This is a genomic window from Streptococcus sp. SR4 (assembly GCF_000517725.1).
Taxonomy (GTDB): Bacteria; Bacillota; Bacilli; order Lactobacillales; family Streptococcaceae; genus Streptococcus; species Streptococcus salivarius_F.
This window is the reverse complement of the sequence record NZ_AZYW01000026.1, coordinates 20,184-41,624: the sequence shown is the minus strand read 5'-3', so window position 1 is coordinate 41,624 and position 21,441 is coordinate 20,184. Positions and strand designations below refer to the sequence as shown.

Genomic DNA, 21,441 nt, shown 5'->3' with positions numbered 1-21,441 from the left:
CAAAAGAACCTGGCTGTTGCCAAGTTCTCATTTTTAGTGTGGAGGACTCCCCTCCCATTTGTAATCTGTTCAATGCTAACGAACTGAGCAAGCAACTGTTATTTCACAGTATTTTCACGGCTCACATTTTGTGATTCGCCAGCCTTGCCGTTGATACGATAGTTGCTGTAGTCAGAACTGCTACTGCTAGAATCGCTATCGTCACCAACAGATTCCACATTACATGACCAAGAGATTTTATCTTTGATATCTCCTGATGACTTGAATTTCGAATCATAACCATAATAGAAATCATAAACTGCTGTGAAGGTCACCTTGAAGGTCTTCTCACCAGTCTGAACGACTTCTGTGACGTCAACGTCTGAGAAAGTAATACTATCAGCGGCACGGTTTTTAGCACCTGTAGTATTTTTGTCAATGTCAGCCGTTACATCCTTGTACATGGTATCATCAGTACCATTAAGGAAAATGTCGGATACACCATCTGGTGTCGTGTTGTGATTAGAAGCGTAGCTACCAAATTTACCGTAGGCAGCAGTCAAGAGACGATCTGCCGTATCACGGTCAAGAACTCCATCAGCATCTAGAGTAACCGTTTGACCTTCAGAGATTTTCTTAATAGACAATGTCTCTGTCTTGATAGAGCTACCATCTTCGAAATTCTTCTTAACATAAACGGCTGATGAACCAGCTACTGCTACCTTGTTAACATCTAGTTTCCCTGAGTTAAGGATTCCAATCTTAGTACCACCAACATAGAGGTCTCCATCCTTGAGATTAGACTTAACAGTAAAGCTGAGATACTCTACTGAAAGATTGACTTCTGTTTTAGAGGTCACATTTTCCTCAGATGAGACAGTGATATCTTGATCATTGACCTTACCAGAAGCCACAAAATTGTAGGTTCCTGGATAGAGATGATTCAATTTAGCCGTGTAGTTATTACCATCTGTAGTAGCGTAAGAAACCCCATTAATGGTCACATTCAAATCAGCTGTATTAACAGTCAAATCAACCGTTCCAGGATCTACCACGACTCTCCACTTTGGAAAAATAAGGAACTGACGTCCAACCTTTTGCATACGTTCACCAGACATGAGTTGGCTCTTGCTATAGGCTTGTGTACTTTTAGTGTCTGTGTACTTGACTTCGGATGTTTTAATTTCCTTTTTAGTATCAGACCATACTTGGTATTCCAAGCTATCTTTAAAACTCTTCTTAGCTGCTGCTTCATAACGCTCTGCTACTTGACCACGTGAGTAGTAGTAAGAACCAAAGCCGTAACCAGCAAGTGCTAAGACTGCTGCAACAACACCAGCAATAATCAGGATTTTCTTCCCTTTAGCCATAGCTGGCTTGGCTGGTTTCGCAGCCTTACCATCTGAGATAAACTGATGGATGGTTGATACATCATAACCTGAAGACTTACCAAGTAGGAATTCCTCAGGAAGAGGTTGACGTCCAACATAGGTTTTAAAAGCCTTCATCCAGATAGCTTGTGCTTCTTTAGAAGCGGCTTCAGAATTTTCTTCAGCTTGACCTTGATCAGCTTGAGATAATGGTGCAAGCTCCTCTGTTTCTAAAGGAGTCGTTTCCTCTTCGTCACCAAGCGGTACATCTTCAAATACTTCCTCGGCAACGTCATACTCATCAACTTCTTCTGTTGATTCAGAAGGAGTGGCTTCTTGGTCCAAGCCCATTGCCGCAATGCCTTTAATAGCCTTTAAGTCAAAGTCTGCTTTCTGGCCTTCTTCAATCTCCAAAGCATGGGGCGGACGACCAACTGCCTTTTCAAATAAATCAATCCACTTTTCTTTTGTTGCCATAAAGACTCCTATAAACTTACTTTTTCAAAAAATGCTAGAGGTTTACTTAGATTAGAATAGAAGCCCCACCATAAATGATGACATAATAGTAAATACGATTGCAAACAAGATTGACAAAATTACACCATTCAAAAGTGCTGCCAAGATCATTTGATAGAACTTATCAGCCTTCCACGCTGTTGTTACAGGAACAATTGTAAAGAGGTTTGCAAGTGCAAATAAGAAGTAAACAACATAGAACAAGAAAAGTGGGAAGCCAACAAGTCCAATAGCTCCGAACAAGATTGTTACGAGCAAGATTGGCAAGGCCAATGACGTCAAGCGACCAAAACGGTCAAAGCTATTCAAGAAAGTAGTCTCAGGATCACGGAAGATGGCCTTACGTGTCACAAACCCTGCCAAGATGAAGGCAAAGATGAAGAAGAAGGCAGCTAGAATACTTGCGAAGAAAGCTCCAAAACCAATGCTAGATGTATGGCTTGAAAATGAAGATGAGTAACTATCTGTTCCGTAAGAACCAAACATACTAGACAATGCGTTTGTTGTTGATACAACTGGGCTAACAAATTTACGTGCCATAGCGCTCAAGATTGCAAAGAAGGCAAGTCCAGTGAAGAGTGACAAGAAGATATAGTTAAGCCAACCATTGTGTTTCCCATAATCTGTCATGTCAGCTGGACGACGCCATGCATTAAGCAACCATGTCCAGTAGTTTTTGAAAGTTGTCGCAAATGCTGATGGTTGTGCTGGAACAACTACGGCTTGACCGTTGATAAATTGAACGTTTTGACCTGGTTGAAGAGGTTGACCGTTAGCAAAAGCTGCTTGTTGACCAGCTTGAGCATTGGCAAAACCAGCTTGTGGTTGTGCTGCCTGATTTGGCACTCCTTGTACTGGAGCAGCTTGAGCACCTGCAAAGGTTGGTTGAGGTTGTGCTGCCTGAGCATTTGCAAAAGGAGCTTGCGCTTGTGCGTCTTGTGCACTCGCAAAAGTCGGCTGTGGTTGCGCCTCTTGGGCACCAGCGAAAGTTGGCTGTGGTTGCGCCTCTTGGGCTGGTGTTTCTTGAACATTAGCGAAAGCTGGTTGTGCTGGCGCTTCTTGTACTGGAGCAGTTTCTACTGCTGGTGCGTCATCTTGGAACTCACCAGCTGCAAGTGCAGCTGCAATTTCTTCTTCAGTCGCTGAACGACCGTTGATGGCTTCAAAAAAATCTAACCAATCTGCTTTAGTCATAATAATCTCCTTAAAAATACATAGAATGACTTTATTTTATCACAAATAAAGCCATTAATAAATGTCATTTTTATTAGAAAAAGGCTTGGAGCAAACTGTCCAAACCTTATATCTTCTTATTTATTTCTTTGTAGAGATTTTTGAATCTGGCGATCCAGCTCACGCTTAATGTGTGGTTCTGGTGCAAATCGCTCTTCCCAGTCACTTGGTTTAAGAATTTTGTGGGTCACAGGATCAAAATGAGCCTTGCCATCTGGGAAAATTTTCCCCATATTAGCCTCATGAACCGTATCAAAGAAAGGTTTAGGATCCACCCCCATAAGAACAAATGAACCATAGGTCAAGTAAAGCAAGTCAGTCAAAGCATCCACCTGACCAACCATCGTTGACTCTGAGTGCTCTTTAGAACTAACTTTGAGGGCTGCCTTATCAAGAGCAGCATGCAAATCCAGAACAGCCTGACCAAAGACACGCTTGTCCCCACCTGATGAGGCATAAAGAAATTCGACGATTTCTTCCAACTTGAAGTCCGCACGGTGACCAGCTTCCTCAATACCGTAAACACGAGGCATGTCGGTAGTTGAGCCATCCATCAAATGGTGGAAATCCTTAACCTTGTTGAAGTTGTCATCATCACTGGTAAATGAATTTTCTGTCTCAAAGTGAATCAAACCGTAGTGTGATAAGGCTTTGGCAATCCCATTCTGGTTATTAGTGTCAGTGACATGGGTAGCCTGGTCTTTCAGCTCGTCTTCACCATTACCCATGGCAACACCAATGCCGACGCCAGACAGCATTTCTAGGTCATTTTCCGAATCCCCGAAGGCCATAACCTCACTGAGTTCGAAACCAAAAACCTCACCTAGATGAGCGATACCTTTCAACTTAGATTGGTCCGCTGAAATAATATCGGCTGAATAAGGACTTGAACGGGTAATCTTCACATGAGGAAACTTTTCTTCAATATCTTGTGTTTCACCTACCGTCGCTACCATAACCACCTGATAAATAGGCTCACGCATGATAGTCTTAAGAGTCTCAATACTTTGTGGCTTGAAACGACGAATCAAAGACTTGAAACTACGTTCCACCATCTTAGCCCAGGACTTAGGGACAATACGGCTAACGATTTGCCCAAACTTACTCGTTCCCATACTGATAATATTGGAACCAACAAGACCTGTGCTAGTCCCTAGAGAAATCTCTCTACGGTGCTTGGTGGCATAGCGAATCAAGTTGTAGACTGTTGATTTAGGGAGCTGATTTTGATACAGGACCTTGTCATGAGTCAAAATATATTGACCATTATAAGTGACTGCAAAATCCAGACCCAGATTGTCCATGAAGGGCTGAACAAATCCTGGACCACGACCTGTTGCCAAACCAACCAAGATACCATCTTCCTTCATTTGACTGATAGCTTTTTTGGTTGAACTTGACACACGTTTTCGGTCATTTAGAAAAGTCCCATCAATATCAAAAAAGACTGCTTTAATAGCCACAGAGCTCCCCTCCTTCTAACATTTTATGCTAAAATAAATTATAACATATAATATAATGGTGAGTAATATAAATGACAAAAAAAATCCTAGTCCTTCACACTGGAGGAACAATTTCCATGTCAGCGGATAATGATGGCAAGGTCAGTCAAAACGATGATAATCCCATGAACCATGTGGGGCTTGATTTAGACAATTTAGAACTAACCGTTCTCGATTTTCTTAATATCCCTAGCCCGCATATCACACCCTACCACATGCTGGATATTTACAAAAAAATCAAGGAAACAGCTGGGCAATATGATGGGGTGGTCATCACTCATGGGACAGATACTCTGGAAGAGACAGCCTACTTCCTAGACACCATGGCCGTCCCTGAAATTCCAATCGTTTTAACTGGTGCCATGCGTTCGTCGAACGAGCTAGGTAGCGACGGGGTCTATAACTATCTCTCAGCCCTACGCGTTGCTAGCGACGACAAGGCCGCTGACAAAGGAATCCTGGTCGTAATGAATGATGAAATCCATGCAGCTAAGTATGTGACTAAGACCCATACCACAAACGTGGCAACCTTCCACACACCAACTCATGGTCCACTGGGTATCATAATGAAGCATGATATCCTCTGGTTCAAAACTGCTGAGCCTCGTGTTCGCTTTGATTTGGAACAAATCACAGGAACAGTCCCAATCATCAAGGCCTATGCTGGGATGGGTATCGGAGATGGTATCATCAGTCTCCTAGACCCTGAGAAGATTGACGGTGTAGTTATCGAGGCACTAGGTGCTGGAAACCTACCACCATTAGCTGCAAGAGAAATCACAAATCTTATGGAAAAAGGTGTCCCCGTTGTGCTCGTTTCCCGCTGCTTCAACGGTATCGCCGAACCTGTTTACGCCTATGAAGGAGGTGGGGTCAAACTCCAAGAAGCTGGCGTTATGTTTGTTAAAGAACTCAACGCACCAAAGGCTCGTCTCAAACTTCTCATTGCACTTAGTGCGGGACTCAAAGGCCAAGAATTGAAAGACTATATCGAGGGGTAAAACATGAAACTTAGTATTGAAGCAACCGATAAATTGAAAAATAAAGATTTCCACTATGAGCTAACAGTCTCAAAAACATATATCACCATAGTCTGTGGTACCGTGCTAGCCAGTCTAGCCTTGGTCGCATGGTTAAAGAAAAAATAAAAAAGCTTGAAGCATGGTCACTAGAGAAGTGACTGAACTGCTTCAGGCTTTTAGTTTTCTTCGTCTGGTCTATATTCAAGAATATCTCCTGGTTGGCAATCTAACTCCTTACAAATAGCATCCAGTGTTGTAAAACGGATTGCCTTGGCCTTGCCTGTCTTAAGAACTGAAAGATTGGCTGGGGTAATACCAATACGTTCTGCTAGCTCACCCGAGCGCATCTTCTTCTTGGCAAGTTCAACGTCCAAATTGACAATAATCATAAGCCCCTCCTAAATCGTGTACTCATTTTCCTCAGCAATGGCATTAGCCTTAGTCAAAATCATAGCAACAGCATAGAGAACAAAGCTAACTAGCAAATAACTGATATTAAAGAAACTATAACTATGGTTGCCTGTCCCAAATGTAAAGATACCATTATTGATAAAGGCCCCAAGAACTAACAAATGTGCTGACCAACGAACCAACTTGGCATTTTTAGCGATGAAAATATCAGAACGATAAAGATTAATCAGAAAGGCACGTAGACACAACAAGAAGCCTATGTTGACTGACATACGAAGGAAATCAATGATTGCTGCAAAAAGCGTCAGACTAGTGCTACTACTTTTCACGGTAACTCCCGAACCGAGAAGCATACGCAAACCTTGTTGTAAGAGCCCTTCATGACCTGTCAGGATAAAGGCATCATTAAGAATGGTAATAACAAGACTTAAAAAGCCCGCAAAAAGGAGGACATTAACGAACAGGAGAACACTACGCAGACGTTTCTGTTCTTGCGTTTCCTGACGATTTTTAGCACTTTTAGCCGATCTCCAACCATAATAACTAGAACCAGCCAAGGCTAGGATGATTAAAAAATAAAATAAGATAGTTGTCATGTGTTACCTCGATTGTAAATTCATTTGATTTCTTTGGGCATAGACTAGAAAAAGCCAAGGTGCCTCTAGGAGCCCTTGACCTTATACTAAATCAGTAGCTAACTATTAACAGTATTAATTATATCGAATATCAATATAAAATACTAGTTTATAGGTAAGATTTTACTACTTTTCAAATAAGATGCTTTCAATTATTTGACAGCGGTTTGTCCCTTACGAAGACGGACAGCATCACAAGCTAGAGAGACCAAGAGGAGCCAGACTGATGTGCTGAAGTCTACTACAAGGTGATTAGTCGTTCCCAACTGCAAAAAGATATTCAAGCCTGAGGGCACAAAGGTTAGAAGAGCAGCCTTTTTCAAGAAGAGAGAAAAATCTTCTGTCCAAAATGCCTTCCAAGTAAAGTCTTTAAACTCTTTACGAAGGAGACAAATCAAGGCAAGATAGAAGGCGAATTGTAACTCTGATACAAGCCAGTAACCCCATCCAGAAAGATAATGAACCTCAGCACCTGGGAAAAGATTAGTCACATCCACAAAAGGAAGGATAAGTAAAGTAAGCATTGCAAGACCGTAGATTGCCATAAGAAGAATAAGAACTGCGTTGATGATTGATTTAAGTGTTTTCATGATAAGTATTTCCTTTATTAAATAGTTTTTGGTATATAATTTCTCTTTTTCGCGAATAAGATTATCTTTATCGAAAACTTATTGCCGTTTATCGATAATTATATATTACACTCTTTATTTCTCCTTGTCAACACATTTTTATCGTTTTTCGATATTTTTTGTCTAAAAATCAAAAAATAAAAACCAGTCAAGAAAATCTCAACTGGTTAGCTTACTTATGTTAATCGCCTAGACTGGTCATGCTTCCGTCTAGACTTTTTATGAGTTTAAGAAGAGGGATTCTACGTTATGAAAAAAAGGAAAAAGGGATTTTGGAAAATAAGGGATGAAAGTTGTAGAATATGGGTAAATTTAGCCTCTTCCTAGCATCAATACTAGTTTTGATAAACCTTAAAGTCTTGAGGATGCTTCTGGAAATTTCGGTTGTAGGTTACTTTAATTTTTACTGTCATTGTTATGTCCTCCTTTTTAGGAATGGTTTGGCTTAGCCAAAACGTTTTATTATCAAAACCTATCTCGTTTTGATGGTTTTATTATAGGTGTCCTAACTTAAAGAAAGCTTGTAATAAGCTTGAAGGAAACTTAAAACTCTCAGTGAGTTTACTGAGAGTTTTTCTGTCTAAAGCATGGATAAAATAATTCCCAAGACCAGAGCCACCCAAACGGCATAGCGAATTGTCGCATGATAGCGGTAACTTTCAATAACCTTGGGTAGCTTTGTAAAGAGATAGGCAATGTAGGCAACTATGGAAAGAAAATACCCTTTAAAATTCCAGGACGAGCCTAAGATACTAAAATCTTCGAATAGGGGCACAAGCATCAGTACAGCCGTAAGCATACACCAGACCGGCAAAAGCGTCCTTTCCTTTTGATGCTGTATATGTATAATCAGCTGAGCTATAAAACCCGCGACGTACATAATCAGTAATATCGAACAAGCTAGAGAGATAAGAAGTGAATAAAAATATAGGGTATGAAAGTCCGTCTTTCCTTCTATCAGCTTTGCCAATTCGGTAATAAACCAAATCAAGATGAAGGCGAAAAAATAAAACAGGAGACCTAACATCATAAGAAATAAGGGATGCAAGATAGCAAAAAAATCGATTTTTAACCGTTTCTTTTTCATGGGTTCCCTCCTCAATCAAACTCGCCTTGGCTTCTCAAATGAGCTCCTAGCACCTGCCAATCAGGATTCTCACGCCAGTTAGGGTCAGACACAATTTGGCTGGCCACGCGCCTTGCTTCTTCTAAGATATTGTAGTCTTCCACAATATCAGCCACTTGAAATTCAGGAATTCCTGACTGACGTGTTCCAAAGATCTCTCCTGAACCACGCATTTTAAGGTCCTCTTCTGCTAGAACAAAACCATCCGTAGTCTCACACATGGCCTGCATGCGTTTTTTCCCGGTATCATTTTTAGGATTGGCCACTAAAACACAGTAGGACTGCTTATGGCCACGACCTACACGGCCACGAAGTTGGTGCAGCTGGCTAAGTCCAAAGCGGTCGGCATCCATAATGACCATAACCGTAGCATTTGGCACATTAACCCCCACTTCGATAACTGTGGTTGATACTAAAATCTGAGATTTTTTATCCTTGAAGTCCTGCATAATTTGGTCTTTTTCATCATTTTTCATGCGACCATGCATCAGGGCCACTGTAGCTGAATCCCCCAAAAAATCTGTGAGTTCCTGATGAAGGGCCACCGCATTTTTCAAATCGAGAGCCTCAGACTCTTCAATCAGAGGTGAGATAAAATAGACCTGAGCATCTTCTTCCAACTCGCCCTTAATCCAAGTCAGTACGGTATCTAGTTGCTCATGTTTAACCCAACGGGTAATAATGGGCTTACGTCCAGCCGGCATCTGGTCAATGATTGACACATCCATCTCCCCAAAGGCAGTGATTGCCAAAGTCCTAGGGATAGGTGTCGCTGTCATCATAAGGACATCAGGATTGTCACCTTTCTCACGGAAAATACGACGTTGATTAACCCCAAAACGGTGCTGCTCATCAGTAATTACTAGCCCAAGCCTGTGATAAGTCACAGCATCCTGAATCAGTGAGTGAGTCCCCACAATCATCTGAGCCTCGCCAGATTCGATTTTGGAAAGAGCTACTTTTTTGTCCGCTGCCTTCATCCCAGAAGTTAGGAGCACTACCTCTAGCTCAGGAAAAAGTCCCTGTAAACTCTGATAGTGCTGCTCTGCTAAGATTTCCGTCGGTACCATGAGGGCAGACTGCAATCCTGCCGTATAAGCCCCATACATGGCCAGACTAGCGATAACTGTTTTCCCTGAACCCACATCTCCTTGCAAAAGACGGTTCATATGAGCCCCAGATTTCATATCAGCTAGGATTTCCGATAAACTACGCTGTTGGGCTTCTGTCAAGGGAAATGGTAATTCTGCAATTTTGGCTTTGATTTTAGCTTCATCGTAAGCAATTGCTAGACCATTGGTTTCGGACTTATTCTCAGCCTTGAGCACCTGTAAGTTCATCTGGAAATAAAAGAGCTCCTCAAACTTGGTCCTACGTAGAGCCTGCTTATATTCAGCCAAATCTTTCGGAAAATGCATGGCACGCACAGCCTCTTGGCGACCCATAAGACGATACTTGTCCATAAGCACCTGTGGGAGACTCTCCTCCAACAAATTCAAGGCCCCACTATCAAAAGCTGCCCTTATAGCCTTTATCAGCTGGGCCTGACTAACGCCCTGGGCCACATGGTAAACCGGCTGCATATCGTCTTCAACTTGGGCCAACACTTTCATACCAGTCACTGCAGACTTCTTCTGGTCCCATTTGCCAAAAATAGCGACTTCTGCCCCCATCTCAATCTTGTCTACAAGATAAGGCTGGTTGAAGAAACTAATGGCAATCACTGCCTCTCCTTGCTTGATTTTAAAACTCAGACGATTACGTTTAAAGCCATAATACTGCACATTGGCAGGGGTTACCACGGTTCCCGTAATAACTGCCTTTTCGCCATCCATCAGTTCAAAGATAGACTTACTCTTAAAATCTTCATATCGGAAAGGAAAATAAAGCAAGAGGTCCCCAACCGTGTGCAAATCTAATTTGGTAAATTTTTCAGCGGACTTAGGACCAAAGCCTTTCAAATCCGCAATCGGTGAATCTAGTTGAATCATATCCTCTATCATTTCTATCGTGTTCTTCTCCTCGTGAAAAAGGAAGCCTTATCAGCTATTATAACACATGAAAATGGTCTTCACTAAAATCAAAAAATCCAGTATCAAACTGGATTTCTCTTTTTATTTATATTAATCATAGCTACGAGGTACACGATCACTAAGCAAACAAAGAACTTCGTAGTTGATAGTACCACGTTTTTCAGCCACCTCTGTCGCAGTGATGCTTGCTCCTCCATTTTCACCCATAAGAGTAACAGGAGTTCCTAGGGGATAAACCTTAGGAAGGCGAACAGTGATTTGGTCCATAGACACACGCCCAACAATAGGACAAAGCTGTCCATCCACAATAACGTGGAAACCTTGTAAATCTCTGGTCCAACCATCCGCATAGCCAATCGGAATGGTTCCAATAACCTCATCAGCTGTCGTCGTATACGTTGCACCATAACCCACATCTTGACCTGCTGGCAAGGTCTTAACATGAACAAGTGCTGTCTCCAAACTTAAAGCAGGACGAATGTTATATGGAAGGTCTAAAACACTGCCACTAGGATTGAGACCATAGATGACGACACCCAGACGTACCGCATTAAAGACTGTTTCTGCATGCCAGATGCTTGTCGCAGAGTTGCTAGCGTGTACCAAGCGAGGACGGTCCACCAAGTTATTAACCAAATCCGTGAAGAAGACCAATTGACGCTTGAATTTACTATCATCTGCCTCATCAGCCGTTGCAAAATGAGTAAAAATACCTTCGACATTCGCACCAAGTGATTTCAGACCAGCAATCAAGCTATCCGCATCCCCTTGGCTACGCACCCCAATACGACCCATACCTGAATCAACCTTAATATGACAGGTTAAACCAGTCAAATCAAGCCCTTGATTCTTAGTCATTTCCAACCACTCTAGCGAAGCTACCGTCAGCGTGATGTTTTCTTGAATAGCCAAAGGAACCTCGTCTGGCAAGACTACTCCTAAAATAAGTATCGGTTGTTCTAAGCCAGCTTGACGAAGTTCAAGCGCCTCGTCTAGGTTGGAAACACAAAAACCATCCACCTGCTTAGATACATGCTTGGCCACTTCGACAGCGCCATGACCATAAGCATTGGCCTTAACAACTGCAAAAGTCTGCACCTGTTTAGGGATGTGACTAACCACTTGTTCAATATTTTCTGAAATTGCTGATAGATCAACCTTTGCCAAGGTTGGTCGATGTAAACTTGAAATCATAAGCTATCCTCTTCCAACATCTATCTCTTAGTTTTTTTCTAAAATGACACTTGCCTGAACAAAATCACCGCTATGGGAAATCGAGATAAAAACCTTGCCTTCAAAAGGTGATTGGGTCACCACTGGAGCTCCCTTGTCATTGGTCAATATTTCAATATCCTTAAAGCCGACTGCTCCAATACCAGTACCCCAGGCCTTTGAAAATGCTTCCTTACCGGCCCAACGCCCTGCTAAATAGGACATCTGACGATTACCAGAAAGGGATTCAAAACGCTCCCACTCTTTTGGTGTCAATACCTTTTTTGCAAAGCGTGGATTACGGTCATAAGCCTTTTTTACAGCTGAAATTTCCTGCAAGTCTATACCATATCCAAAAATCATAATTATAACGAAAGTCGATTGTGGATTTCACGAATAAGGCTATCTGTCTTATCCCAACCAAGACATGGATCTGTAATTGATTTACCATAAACTTCAGGTGTGTCTTGACGACCATCCTCAAGGTAAGACTCAATCATAAAGCCACGCACGGTATCCGCGATACGCTCATCCCACTCACGGTTAAGAAGGACTTCACGCACAATACGAACTTGCTCCATGAAGTTTTTACCTGAGTTGTCATGGTTAGTATCAACAAGGATAAATGGATTTTCCAGATTAAGTGCACTATACTTGTCCAAAGCCTTAACCAAGTCCTCGTAATGGTAGTTGACAATGTTCTGACCATTTTCATTGTTGGCACCACGCAGGATAGCGTGAGCGAGTGGGTTACCATCTGTTTTAACTTCAGCACCATTGTAAAGGAAATGCTGTTGATTCTGCGCAGCATAGATACCATTAAACATGACATTCAAATTCCCTGACGTTGGGTTCTTCAAGCCAATTGGCACATCAATACCTGAAGCTACAAAGCGGTGCTCTTGGTCCTCAACAGAACGTGCTCCAACAGCATGATAGCTAAGCAAATCATCAAAGAAGGAAAGATTTGACGGATAAAGCATCTCGTCAGCGATGGGAAGACCTGTCTCAGTAATAATACGTGACTGAAGGTGGCGAACTGCCTTAACCCCAGCAAGAAGGTCTACATCACCCTCTGCATCTGGCTGGTGGATAAGCCCCTTATAACCGTCCCCATTAGTACGTGGTTTAGCTGTATAAACACGCATAACAATAAAGATTTTATCTTTCACTTCTTCCTGAAGTTTGGCCAAACGGTGAGCATAGTCAAGAACAGCTTCTTCATTATCAGACGAACATGGACCAATAACCAAGAGAATACGTTTGTCCTCACCCTTGATAATTTTTGCCAAAGCCTCATCATTAGCCTGTTTAGTTACTAGTGCATCTCCCGTAAGAGCATGCAATTTCCTTACTTCCGCTACATCAATAAGCGGACTATTTTGATGAATTCCCATCTATTTCCCTCTCTTTGTGAAAAGAGAGCGAACCGCTTGGTCATCCAAACGGTTCACTCCCCATATATGGTTTCTGTTACCTTATTATTTTGACAAAGTATCGTGGATTTCACGAATCAATTCTTCTGTCTTATCCCAACCAAGACATGGGTCAGTGATTGATTTACCATAGACATCTGGCGCATCTTGACGGCCATCTTCAAGGTAAGATTCGATCATGAAACCACGTGCAACTTTGTTGATTTTTTCATTCCAGTCACGGTTAATCAAGGTTTGGCGAACAATACGGATTTGTTCCAAGTAACGTTTACCTGAGTTATCATGGTTTGTATCAATAACGATGAATGGATTTTCAAGGCCCATTTGCTCGTAGTGTTCAATTGTTTCAAGAACATCATCATAGTAGAAGTTAGGCACGTTTTTACCATATTCATTCGTTGAACCACGAAGAATAACGTGGGCCAATGGGTTACCTGAAGTTTCAACTTCTTCACCATTAAAGAGGAAGTTTTGTTTGTTTTGTGCAGCGTAGATACCATTAAACATAACGTTAAGATTCCCTGATGTTGGGTTCTTCATACCAGTTGGAACATCAATACCTGATGCAACAAAACGGTGTTGTTGGTCTTCTACAGAACGTGCACCGATGGCAATATATGACACAAGGTCATCTACCAAAGGAAGGTTTTCTGGGTAAAGCATTTCATCAGCAGTTGTGATACCAGTTTCAGTGATAACACGGTAGTGAAGATTACGCACAGCCTTGATACCATTGATTAGGTTTGGTTTACCTTCAGCATCAGGTTGGTGGACAAGTCCTTTATAACCATCACCATTTGTACGAGGTTTAGCTGTATAAACACGCATAACCATAAAGACTTTATCTTTCACTTCTTCTTGAAGTTTAGCCAAACGGCGAGCATAATCAAGAACTGCATCCTCATTATCAGATGAACATGGACCAATAACCAAAAGCGTACGGTCATCTTCACCCTTCATGATTGCTTCAAGCTCTTTATCACGAGCTTGTTTCTTGGCAAGGGCTTCACCTGTCAATGTAGTTGATTCTTTGACTGCATCAAAATCAATTTTTTCACTTACTGCTTTAAAAACCATAATAATTACCTATTTCTTTTTTCCTAAAATTGTTTACGACCGTGACAATTTTTAAATTTCTTACCAGAGCCACATGGACAGAAGTCATTACGACCAACCTTACTAAAGTCAATTTCTTGACCATTAGCATCTGCTTGGTGAGCCTGGATATTGCCTGTTGCTGTTGTTGAAACACGTTCATTCACATTTTCACGAGATTGTTCATGAATTTGTGCTTTCATCATTGTACGTGTCACATCATATTCAATTGCCCCAATCATATCTTGGAACATCTTGAACCCTTCAGATTGATACTCAACGATTGGGTTGTTTTGGGCATAACCACGCAAACCAACGGCATTACGTAATTGATCAAGGGCATCGATATGGTCCGTCCACTTGTTATCAACAACCATCAAAATCAAGACTTTTTGGAATTCACGGATAGCTTCCTCTGAACGCAATTTCTTGATTTGACGATCATAAACATCATCTGCTAACTCATTCAAGTAAACTTTAATAGCGTCATAATTAACACTACGTTTCGTTACCTCTCCCACTTCTCGTAAATCTTCAAGTGAGATGGCATTCTCAGGAACCAAGGCCTGACGAGCAAAGTTCAAGATACCTTTAAGAGCTTCCTCTTGATCATTGCGGCTGTGACCATCTACCGTACGGTTAATCGTACGCTTAATCATAGCCTTAATCTCAGGTTCAAGGTCACGTTCCGCTGTGATAACATCATAACGCTCAGCGTAGATGATTTCACGTTGTTCACGCATAACGTCATCGTACTGAAGGACTTGTTTACGAGTATCGTAGTTATTTCCTTCGACACGTTTTTGAGCCGCTTCCACTTGGCGTGTCAACATACGTGATTTGATAACGATATCTTCATCATCAGCATTCAAACGTTCCAAGACTTGCTTGATACGATCAGAACCGAAACGACGCATCAATTCATCTTCAAGTGAAAGGTAGAATTGAGATTCCCCTGGGTCCCCTTGACGTCCCGCACGACCACGTAACTGGTTATCGATACGACGGCTTTCGTGACGCTCTGTACCAATAACACAAAGTCCACCAAGTTCAAGAACACCTTCACCAAGTTTGATATCGGTACCACGACCGGCCATGTTGGTCGCAATCGTAACGGCACCACGTTGACCCGCATTCATGATAATATGCGCTTCTTTTTCGTGGTTTTTAGCATTAAGCACTTCATGAGGAATGCCTGCTTCAACCAACATCTTAGAAATCAAGTCAGATGTTTCAACGGCAACCGTACCAACAAGGACTGGCTGTCCCTTTTCATAACGACGTTTAACATCTTGTACCACAGCACGGAATTTAGCATCCAAGGTTGGGTAAAGAAGGTCGTCGTGGTCAATACGTTGAATTGGACGGTTAGTTGGAATCGGAATGATTCGCATGTTATAGATTTCACGGAATTCATCTTCCTCGGTCTTACCAGTACCGGTCATACCTGACAATTTCTTGTACATACGGAACATATTTTGGTAAGTGATTGAGGCAGATGTCTTCGTTTCTTCTTGAACTGGCACACCTTCTTTTGCCTCAATGGCTTGGTGAAGTCCATCAGAGAAACGACGACCTTCCATGGTACGACCTGTAAATTGGTCGACGATAAGAATTTCTTGCTCAGGACTGACCACATAGTCGATATCATGCAACATGATGTAGTTGGCACGAAGGGCATTGTCAATATAGTGAGTCAAGGCAACATTGTCAATATCATACAAGTTGTCCAAGTTGAAGAATTCTTCAGCCTTGTCAATACCTGAGTCATTCAAACCAATTGTTTTTGTTGGAATATCAATGGCATAATCATCCTCTGTCAAGGTCTTAACAAAGGCATCTGCACGATGATACAACTGGTTAGTTTCTGAACTTACAGGACCTGATACAATCAATGGCGTACGAGCTTCATCGATAAGAACCGAGTCTACCTCATCGACCAAGGCATAGTTCAATGGACGTTGTACCATGTTTTCCTTACGAACAACCATGTTATCACGAAGATAGTCGAAACCTACCTCTGAGTTGGTTGAGTAAGTGATGTCACAGTTATAAGCTTCACGTTTTTCAGCTGGCGATTTGGCTGAAAGGTTAATCCCTACTGACAAACCAAGCCAACTATAAAGCTCACCCATTTCAGTCGCATCACGCTCTGAAAGGTATTCGTTAACGGTGATAACGTGCACACCTTCACCTGAAATAGCATTTAGGTAAACAGGCATTGTCGCAGTCAGGGTTTTCCCTTCCCCTGTACGCATCTCTGGGACGTCACCATGGTGAAGAACGATACCACCCATGATTTGCACACGATATGGGAAAAGTCCAAGGACACGTTTTGCCCCTTCACGAACAACTGCAAATGCCTCTGGCAAGAGTTGGTCTAGGCTTTCTCCGTTTTGATATCGTTTTTTAAATTCTTCTGTTTTTGCCTGAAGTTCTTCATCTGAAAGAGCCGCCATTGCATCAGCATAGCTCTCGACTTTCTTGGCAGTTTTTTCTAGTTTCTTAATTTCGCCTTTATCATTTTCAATGATTTTGCGTAATATATTTGCCATCTTTTTTCCTTTCGACAGTCTTTATCTCCATATTTTACCACAAAAGCCCCCTTTAAACAAGAAATCACTCAAGGATTGACAAAGAAAAAAGCCCTAGTTTAAGGGCTTTCACAATGGATTCGCAAATAAAGTAAAACTTTTTTATTAGATTCACTGAAAATATCGACAATAATACTTTATGTCTACTTCTCAGAGTTTTCTTGGCTCTCTAGAATATCCTCAAAATCATGCAAAAGATTTTCAAAAGCCTGCTCAAAGAAAGCATGGTCGGTGCTACTACAGGCCTTCATTATCATAGGACTAGCTTCAAAATCAACGTAAAATTGATAGTCCAAGACACCATTTTTCCAGTAAAATTTGATGCTAGGGGAAGCTGTTTTTTCACCACACATACCAGGAATTGCCCGTTGTAAGCCATAAATATGGTCGCCATAGTCTTTCAGACGATAATAAGCTCCCTCAAAATAATAGGATTTGTTGATTTCAATACGCTCAAATAGGGCCGCTAAAACTTTTTCATTACTCATACTTAAGCCTCGTTAGGGTGACTGACAATCATCTCCAATTGTCCATCAATTTCCCAATCTGTCACATCATTTGGAAGAATAAAGTGATCGCCTTTTTTTAGACAATAAATGCGTGAATCGATAGTCATGGTCCCATTGCCAGAAAGTACGGAACAAAGCAAATAGGGAGCTGATTGCTTGAAGTCAACCAAGCCACTGAGTTTCCATTTATACACAGTGAAAAAGGAGTTTGATGTTAAACAAGTCGACTCTAATTGCAAGGTCTTAACAGTTGCTGGGATGCTATTTTCTGGAGCCCCTAGATTCAAGACATCAAGAGACTGTTGAATATGAAGTTCACGTTTATTGCCCTGATCATCCCTACGATCAAAATCATATACACGGTAAGTAGTATCACTAGATTGTTGAGTCTCTAAGATAAGGATACCTGGACCAATAGCATGCATGGTGCCACTTGGTACAAAGAAAAAGTCACCTTTCTTAACAGGAGTTTTCGACAAAAGTCCATCCCAATCACCTGCTTCAATCAAGGATGCCAGCTCTTCCTTGGTCTTAGCCTTGTGACCATAAATAATTTCTGCACCCTCTTCAGCATCAATAATATACCAACATTCTGTCTTTCCTAGCTCACCTTCGTGCTCTATCCCATAAGCATCATCAGGGTGTACCTGCACTGAGAGCCAGTCATTAGCGTCCAAAATCTTAGTCAATAAAGGAAAAACACTAGTCTTGGGGTTCCCAAAAAGTTCTGGTTTATCCTTGTAAAGCTCTGCCAGGTGGAAACCAGCATATTTTCCATTTTTGACATAGGATACACCATTAGGATTGGCAGAAATTGCCCAGTATTCACCAGTCTGTTCACTGGGAATATCGTAACCAAACTCTGTCTTGAGGCGGTTCCCTCCCCAGATTTTCTCATGCATTGGTGAATCTAAAAATAAAGGTTCCATTACTTCCTCCTGTATAGAGCAAAACGCCTTAAGATTATCTCTTAAAGCGATTTTACATATTTTGTTTATTTGTTTGCATGCTTGTCAGCTACGTCTTTAGCAAGTGCGAAGTTACCAAGCGTCGCAGAACCATTACCTGAAACAGCAGGTGTCACAATATACTCATTTACATCTGGTACTGGAAGGTAACCATTCAAAAGAGCTGTGAATTTTTCACGAACACGACGAAGCATGTGTTCTTGCCCCATAACACCACCGCCAAAGACGATAACTTCAGGACGGTAAAGGACTGTTGCTTGGACAGCCGCTTGAGCAATGTAGTAAGCTTGGACATCCCAAACTTCAGAATGCTGATCAATCAATTCACCACGAATACCTGTACGAGCTTCGAGCGATGGTCCAGCAGCTAAACCTTCCAAACATCCACGGTGGAATGGACAAGTACCGTTAAATTCATTGGAAACATCATTTGGGTGAAGAGGTACATATACGTGACCAGCTTCAGTATGACCCATACCACCAATGAATTCACCATTTTGAATAGCTCCAGCTCCGATACCTGTTCCGATAGTGTAGTAAACAAGACTCTTAACACCTTTACGAACAAGTGTCTCACCATAAGCAGATGAGTTAACATCAGTCGTAAAGTAGAAAGGAATATTAAACTCCTTAGCAATCAAACCAAGAAGGTCGACATTTGACCAATGTGGTTTTGGTGTTGAAGTCACAAAACCATATGTTTCAGAGTTTGGATCAACATCAATTGGTCCAAATGAACCAATTGCAATTCCAGCCAATTGATCTTCATAACGTTTGAAAAATTCAATAGTACGGTCAATTGTTTCGTAAGGTGTAGTTGTTGGGAATTGAGTTTTTTCAACGACTTGGAATTTCTCATCGCCAACAGCACAAACAAATTTTGTACCACCAGCTTCCAAGCTTCCGTAAAGTTTAGCCATAGGTAAAGCTATCTCCTTTTATGATCAATAATAACTATTTATACTATTATAAATAAAAGCTAGGCAAAAGACAATCTAAATGAGACCTTGTTTAAGGAGGTACAGACTACTCTGCTTCATACTTTTCTTTATGAGCCATTTAACTAAAAAAGCCGAATTGGCTTCGACTTTTCTAGCTTATTATTTAACTGCGATGAAGTCTGCACCTTCAGCAACTGAACCAGTCGCTACTGATGAAACATCTTCGAAGTCTGCAGTGTTTGTAACGATAACCATAGTTGTATCGTCAAGACCTGCTTCAGTGATTACTGAGCTATCGAAGGTAGCCAAGACATCACCTTTTTTAATACGTTGATTTGCTTGAACTTTAGCATCAAATCCTTTACCGTCAAGTGAGACAGTGTCGATACCGATGTGGATAAGCACTTCAGCACCTTTATCAGATTTAAGACCGTAAGCGTGACCTGTTGGGAAGGCGATTTGCACTTCACCATCAAATGGTGCGACTACTTGGTTTCCTGAAGGTTTAATAGCGGCACCTTTACCCATAGCTCCTGATGAGAAGACTGGGTCATTAACATTTTCCAAAGCTACAACTTCACCTTTAAGTGGTGCAGCGATTGTTTCGGCTTGCAATGCAACTGGAGCTGATTCTGCAGATGCAATATCTTCAGCAACAACTTCTTTTTGAGCTTCAACTTCTTCCTCTTTGTAACCGAAGATCCAAGTAAGAGCAAAACCAAGAGCAAGTGTTACAAGTACCATAAGAACATATTTAAGTACTTGACCGTTAAGGTAAAGAAGAGTACCAGGAACGATTGTTACACCAAATCCTGTACCAGCGAGGTTAAGGATTGAGGCCAACCAACCACCAGCAGCACCAGCGATAAGACCCATGATAAATGGTTTACCGAAACGAAGGTTAACCCCAAAGATAGCTGGTTCAGTGATACCAAGTACCGCTGAAAGAGTTGCAGGGAAAGCAAGTGCTTTCAATTTAGCATCTTTAGTTTTAACACCCACTGCAAGTGTCGCACCAGCTTGGGCAGTCATAGCAGCTGTGATGATAGCGTTAAGTGGGTCTTTACCAGTATTAGCAATGAGGTTAGCTTCAAGCAAGTTAAAGACGTGGTGAACCCCTGTAACGACGATAACTTGGTGAACTCCACCAAGAACAAGACCAGCAAGACCAAATGGCAAGTTAAGAATCCATTCTGTAGCAGCAAGAACATAGCTTTCAACAGTATGGAAGACAGGACCAATGATAAAGAGGGCCAAAGCTGACATTACTGCGAAGACGATAAGTGGACGCAAGAGAAGGTCAAGAACGTCTGGAACCCATTTACGAACCCATTGCTCGAACTTAGCACCAAGCAAACCTACGAAGAAGGCTGGAAGCACTGAGTTTTGGTAACCTACTACTGGAATAAAATCAAAGAAGTAAATTGGTTTAGCAGCACCTGATGCAACATCCCAAGCGTTAGGAAGGGCGTTGTTAACCATCATCAAACCAAGAACCAAACCAAGAAGTGGTGAACCACCAAATACGTTAAAGGCTGACCAACAAATCAAGGCTGGGAAGAAGGCGAAGGCTGTATCTGTCAATACAACTGTGTAAGTGTAGAAATCTGTAGCAGCAAAAGCTTTTGATGTTGTACCGAACAAACCAAGAACTGTATCGTTATTGATTGCTCCACGGATACCCATGAAAAGACCAGTCGCTACGATTGCTGGAAGCAATGGAACGAAAACGTCACCGAATGAACGGATAGCACGTTGGAACCAGTTACCTTGTTTAGCAGCTTCTGCTTTTTGTTCGTCTTTAGATGCTGTTGGAAGACCTTGAGCAACGACTTCGTCGTAAATCTTGTTAACAGTACCTGTACCAAAAATCATTTGGTATTGACCTGAGTTGAAGAAAGCACCTTGAACTTTTTCAATGTTCTCAGCCTTTTCTTTATTGATTTTGTTTTCATCTTTGACCATCACACGTAGACGAGTCGCACAGTGAGCAACACTGTTGACGTTTTCACGTCCACCAAGGGCATCGATGACTTCTTTTGCAATTTGTTTGTTATCCATTTGCAAAATTCTCCTTAATAAAATTTGGTATGAAAGCGTTTAGCTTTTCTTTACGATAACTATTTTAGCATCTTTCTATCATATGTCAACCGTTTAGCATAATTTTTTATTTTTTTTATGATAAATCGTTGATTTTTCTAGGTAAAACGTTTACTATATTACTAACAAA

At 41.5% G+C, this 21,441-nt stretch carries 19 protein-coding genes; 2 read left to right on the top strand and 17 right to left on the bottom strand.

What is annotated here, in order from left to right:
• Positions 1 to 98 precede the first annotated feature (98 nt).
• The 3 genes from HMPREF1519_RS03660 to HMPREF1519_RS03650 form a co-directional block, all read right to left on the bottom strand.
• Positions 99 to 1,826 carry a zinc ribbon domain-containing protein gene (locus tag HMPREF1519_RS03660; RefSeq protein WP_037611189.1) on the bottom strand — a complete coding sequence of 576 codons (1,728 nt, stop codon included), beginning with the start codon at positions 1,824 to 1,826 and terminating at the stop codon, positions 99 to 101.
• A 51-nt stretch (positions 1,827 to 1,877) separates the two neighbouring features.
• Entirely contained in the window at positions 1,878 to 3,059 is a 1,182-nt protein-coding gene (locus HMPREF1519_RS03655; RefSeq protein ID WP_037611188.1) for a DUF6574 domain-containing protein, read from the bottom strand.
• A 116-nt stretch (positions 3,060 to 3,175) separates the two neighbouring features.
• The gene (locus tag HMPREF1519_RS03650; protein WP_037611187.1) at positions 3,176 to 4,561 is read right to left on the bottom strand and encodes a Cof-type HAD-IIB family hydrolase; all 1,386 of its coding nucleotides are present in this window, start codon (positions 4,559 to 4,561) and stop codon (positions 3,176 to 3,178) included.
• A 71-nt stretch (positions 4,562 to 4,632) separates the two neighbouring features.
• Here HMPREF1519_RS03650 and HMPREF1519_RS03645 point away from each other — a divergent pair, with 71 nt between their 5' ends.
• Together HMPREF1519_RS03645 and HMPREF1519_RS10565 are read left to right on the top strand one after the other, a co-directional pair.
• Positions 4,633 to 5,601: an asparaginase gene (locus HMPREF1519_RS03645; protein ID WP_037611186.1), complete on the top strand. Its 969-nt coding sequence runs from the start codon at positions 4,633 to 4,635 to the stop codon at positions 5,599 to 5,601.
• A gap of 3 nt (positions 5,602 to 5,604) precedes the next feature.
• Positions 5,605 to 5,748: a hypothetical protein gene (locus tag HMPREF1519_RS10565; RefSeq protein WP_014635026.1), complete on the top strand. Its 144-nt coding sequence runs from the start codon at positions 5,605 to 5,607 to the stop codon at positions 5,746 to 5,748.
• Between the two features lie 50 nt (positions 5,749 to 5,798).
• Here the strand turns inward: HMPREF1519_RS10565 and HMPREF1519_RS03640 are convergent, their stop codons facing one another.
• The 14 genes from HMPREF1519_RS03640 to HMPREF1519_RS03575 all read right to left on the bottom strand — a co-directional run bounded on the left by HMPREF1519_RS03640 (position 5,799) and on the right by HMPREF1519_RS03575 (position 21,272).
• Positions 5,799 to 6,011, bottom strand: a complete 213-nt coding sequence (locus HMPREF1519_RS03640; RefSeq protein ID WP_002884695.1) for a helix-turn-helix domain-containing protein — start codon at positions 6,009 to 6,011, stop codon at positions 5,799 to 5,801.
• 9 nt (positions 6,012 to 6,020) lie between these two features.
• Positions 6,021 to 6,629 (bottom strand): DUF2975 domain-containing protein, encoded by a 609-nt coding sequence (locus HMPREF1519_RS03635; protein WP_037611185.1) that lies wholly within the window; start codon positions 6,627 to 6,629, stop codon positions 6,021 to 6,023.
• A 191-nt stretch (positions 6,630 to 6,820) separates the two neighbouring features.
• The gene (locus tag HMPREF1519_RS03630; protein WP_037611184.1) at positions 6,821 to 7,258 is read right to left on the bottom strand and encodes a hypothetical protein; all 438 of its coding nucleotides are present in this window, start codon (positions 7,256 to 7,258) and stop codon (positions 6,821 to 6,823) included.
• 619 nt (positions 7,259 to 7,877) lie between these two features.
• Positions 7,878 to 8,384, bottom strand: a complete 507-nt coding sequence (locus tag HMPREF1519_RS03625) for a hypothetical protein (RefSeq protein WP_037611183.1) — start codon at positions 8,382 to 8,384, stop codon at positions 7,878 to 7,880.
• An 11-nt stretch (positions 8,385 to 8,395) separates the two neighbouring features.
• The gene (gene recG / locus HMPREF1519_RS03620) at positions 8,396 to 10,426 is read right to left on the bottom strand and encodes an ATP-dependent DNA helicase RecG (RefSeq protein ID WP_269316774.1); all 2,031 of its coding nucleotides are present in this window, start codon (positions 10,424 to 10,426) and stop codon (positions 8,396 to 8,398) included.
• Between the two features lie 120 nt (positions 10,427 to 10,546).
• Complete coding sequence (gene alr / locus HMPREF1519_RS03615) at positions 10,547 to 11,650, bottom strand: alanine racemase (RefSeq protein WP_037611181.1); 1,104 nt, start codon at positions 11,648 to 11,650, stop codon at positions 10,547 to 10,549.
• 27 nt (positions 11,651 to 11,677) lie between these two features.
• The gene (gene acpS / locus HMPREF1519_RS03610; RefSeq protein WP_022496303.1) at positions 11,678 to 12,031 is read right to left on the bottom strand and encodes a holo-ACP synthase; all 354 of its coding nucleotides are present in this window, start codon (positions 12,029 to 12,031) and stop codon (positions 11,678 to 11,680) included.
• 2 nt (positions 12,032 to 12,033) lie between these two features.
• Entirely contained in the window at positions 12,034 to 13,065 is a 1,032-nt protein-coding gene (locus HMPREF1519_RS03605; protein ID WP_002884569.1) for a 3-deoxy-7-phosphoheptulonate synthase, read from the bottom strand.
• Positions 13,066 to 13,149: 84 nt separating this feature from the next.
• Positions 13,150 to 14,181, bottom strand: coding sequence for a 3-deoxy-7-phosphoheptulonate synthase (locus tag HMPREF1519_RS03600; RefSeq protein WP_002884553.1), 1,032 nt, complete (start codon positions 14,179 to 14,181; stop codon positions 13,150 to 13,152).
• A 23-nt stretch (positions 14,182 to 14,204) separates the two neighbouring features.
• A complete protein-coding gene (gene secA / locus HMPREF1519_RS03595) occupies positions 14,205 to 16,754 on the bottom strand; it encodes a preprotein translocase subunit SecA (protein WP_014635034.1) in 2,550 nt (849 codons plus the stop codon).
• A gap of 182 nt (positions 16,755 to 16,936) precedes the next feature.
• Positions 16,937 to 17,281: a hypothetical protein gene (locus tag HMPREF1519_RS03590; RefSeq protein WP_231470851.1), complete on the bottom strand. Its 345-nt coding sequence runs from the start codon at positions 17,279 to 17,281 to the stop codon at positions 16,937 to 16,939.
• 2 nt (positions 17,282 to 17,283) lie between these two features.
• Complete coding sequence (gene manA / locus HMPREF1519_RS03585; protein ID WP_037611180.1) at positions 17,284 to 18,231, bottom strand: mannose-6-phosphate isomerase, class I; 948 nt, start codon at positions 18,229 to 18,231, stop codon at positions 17,284 to 17,286.
• 65 nt (positions 18,232 to 18,296) lie between these two features.
• Positions 18,297 to 19,190 (bottom strand): fructokinase ScrK, encoded by an 894-nt coding sequence (gene scrK / locus HMPREF1519_RS03580; protein WP_037611179.1) that lies wholly within the window; start codon positions 19,188 to 19,190, stop codon positions 18,297 to 18,299.
• 180 nt (positions 19,191 to 19,370) lie between these two features.
• Positions 19,371 to 21,272: a sucrose-specific PTS transporter subunit IIBC gene (locus tag HMPREF1519_RS03575; protein ID WP_022496300.1), complete on the bottom strand. Its 1,902-nt coding sequence runs from the start codon at positions 21,270 to 21,272 to the stop codon at positions 19,371 to 19,373.
• Between the last annotated feature and the right edge of the window lie 169 nt (positions 21,273 to 21,441).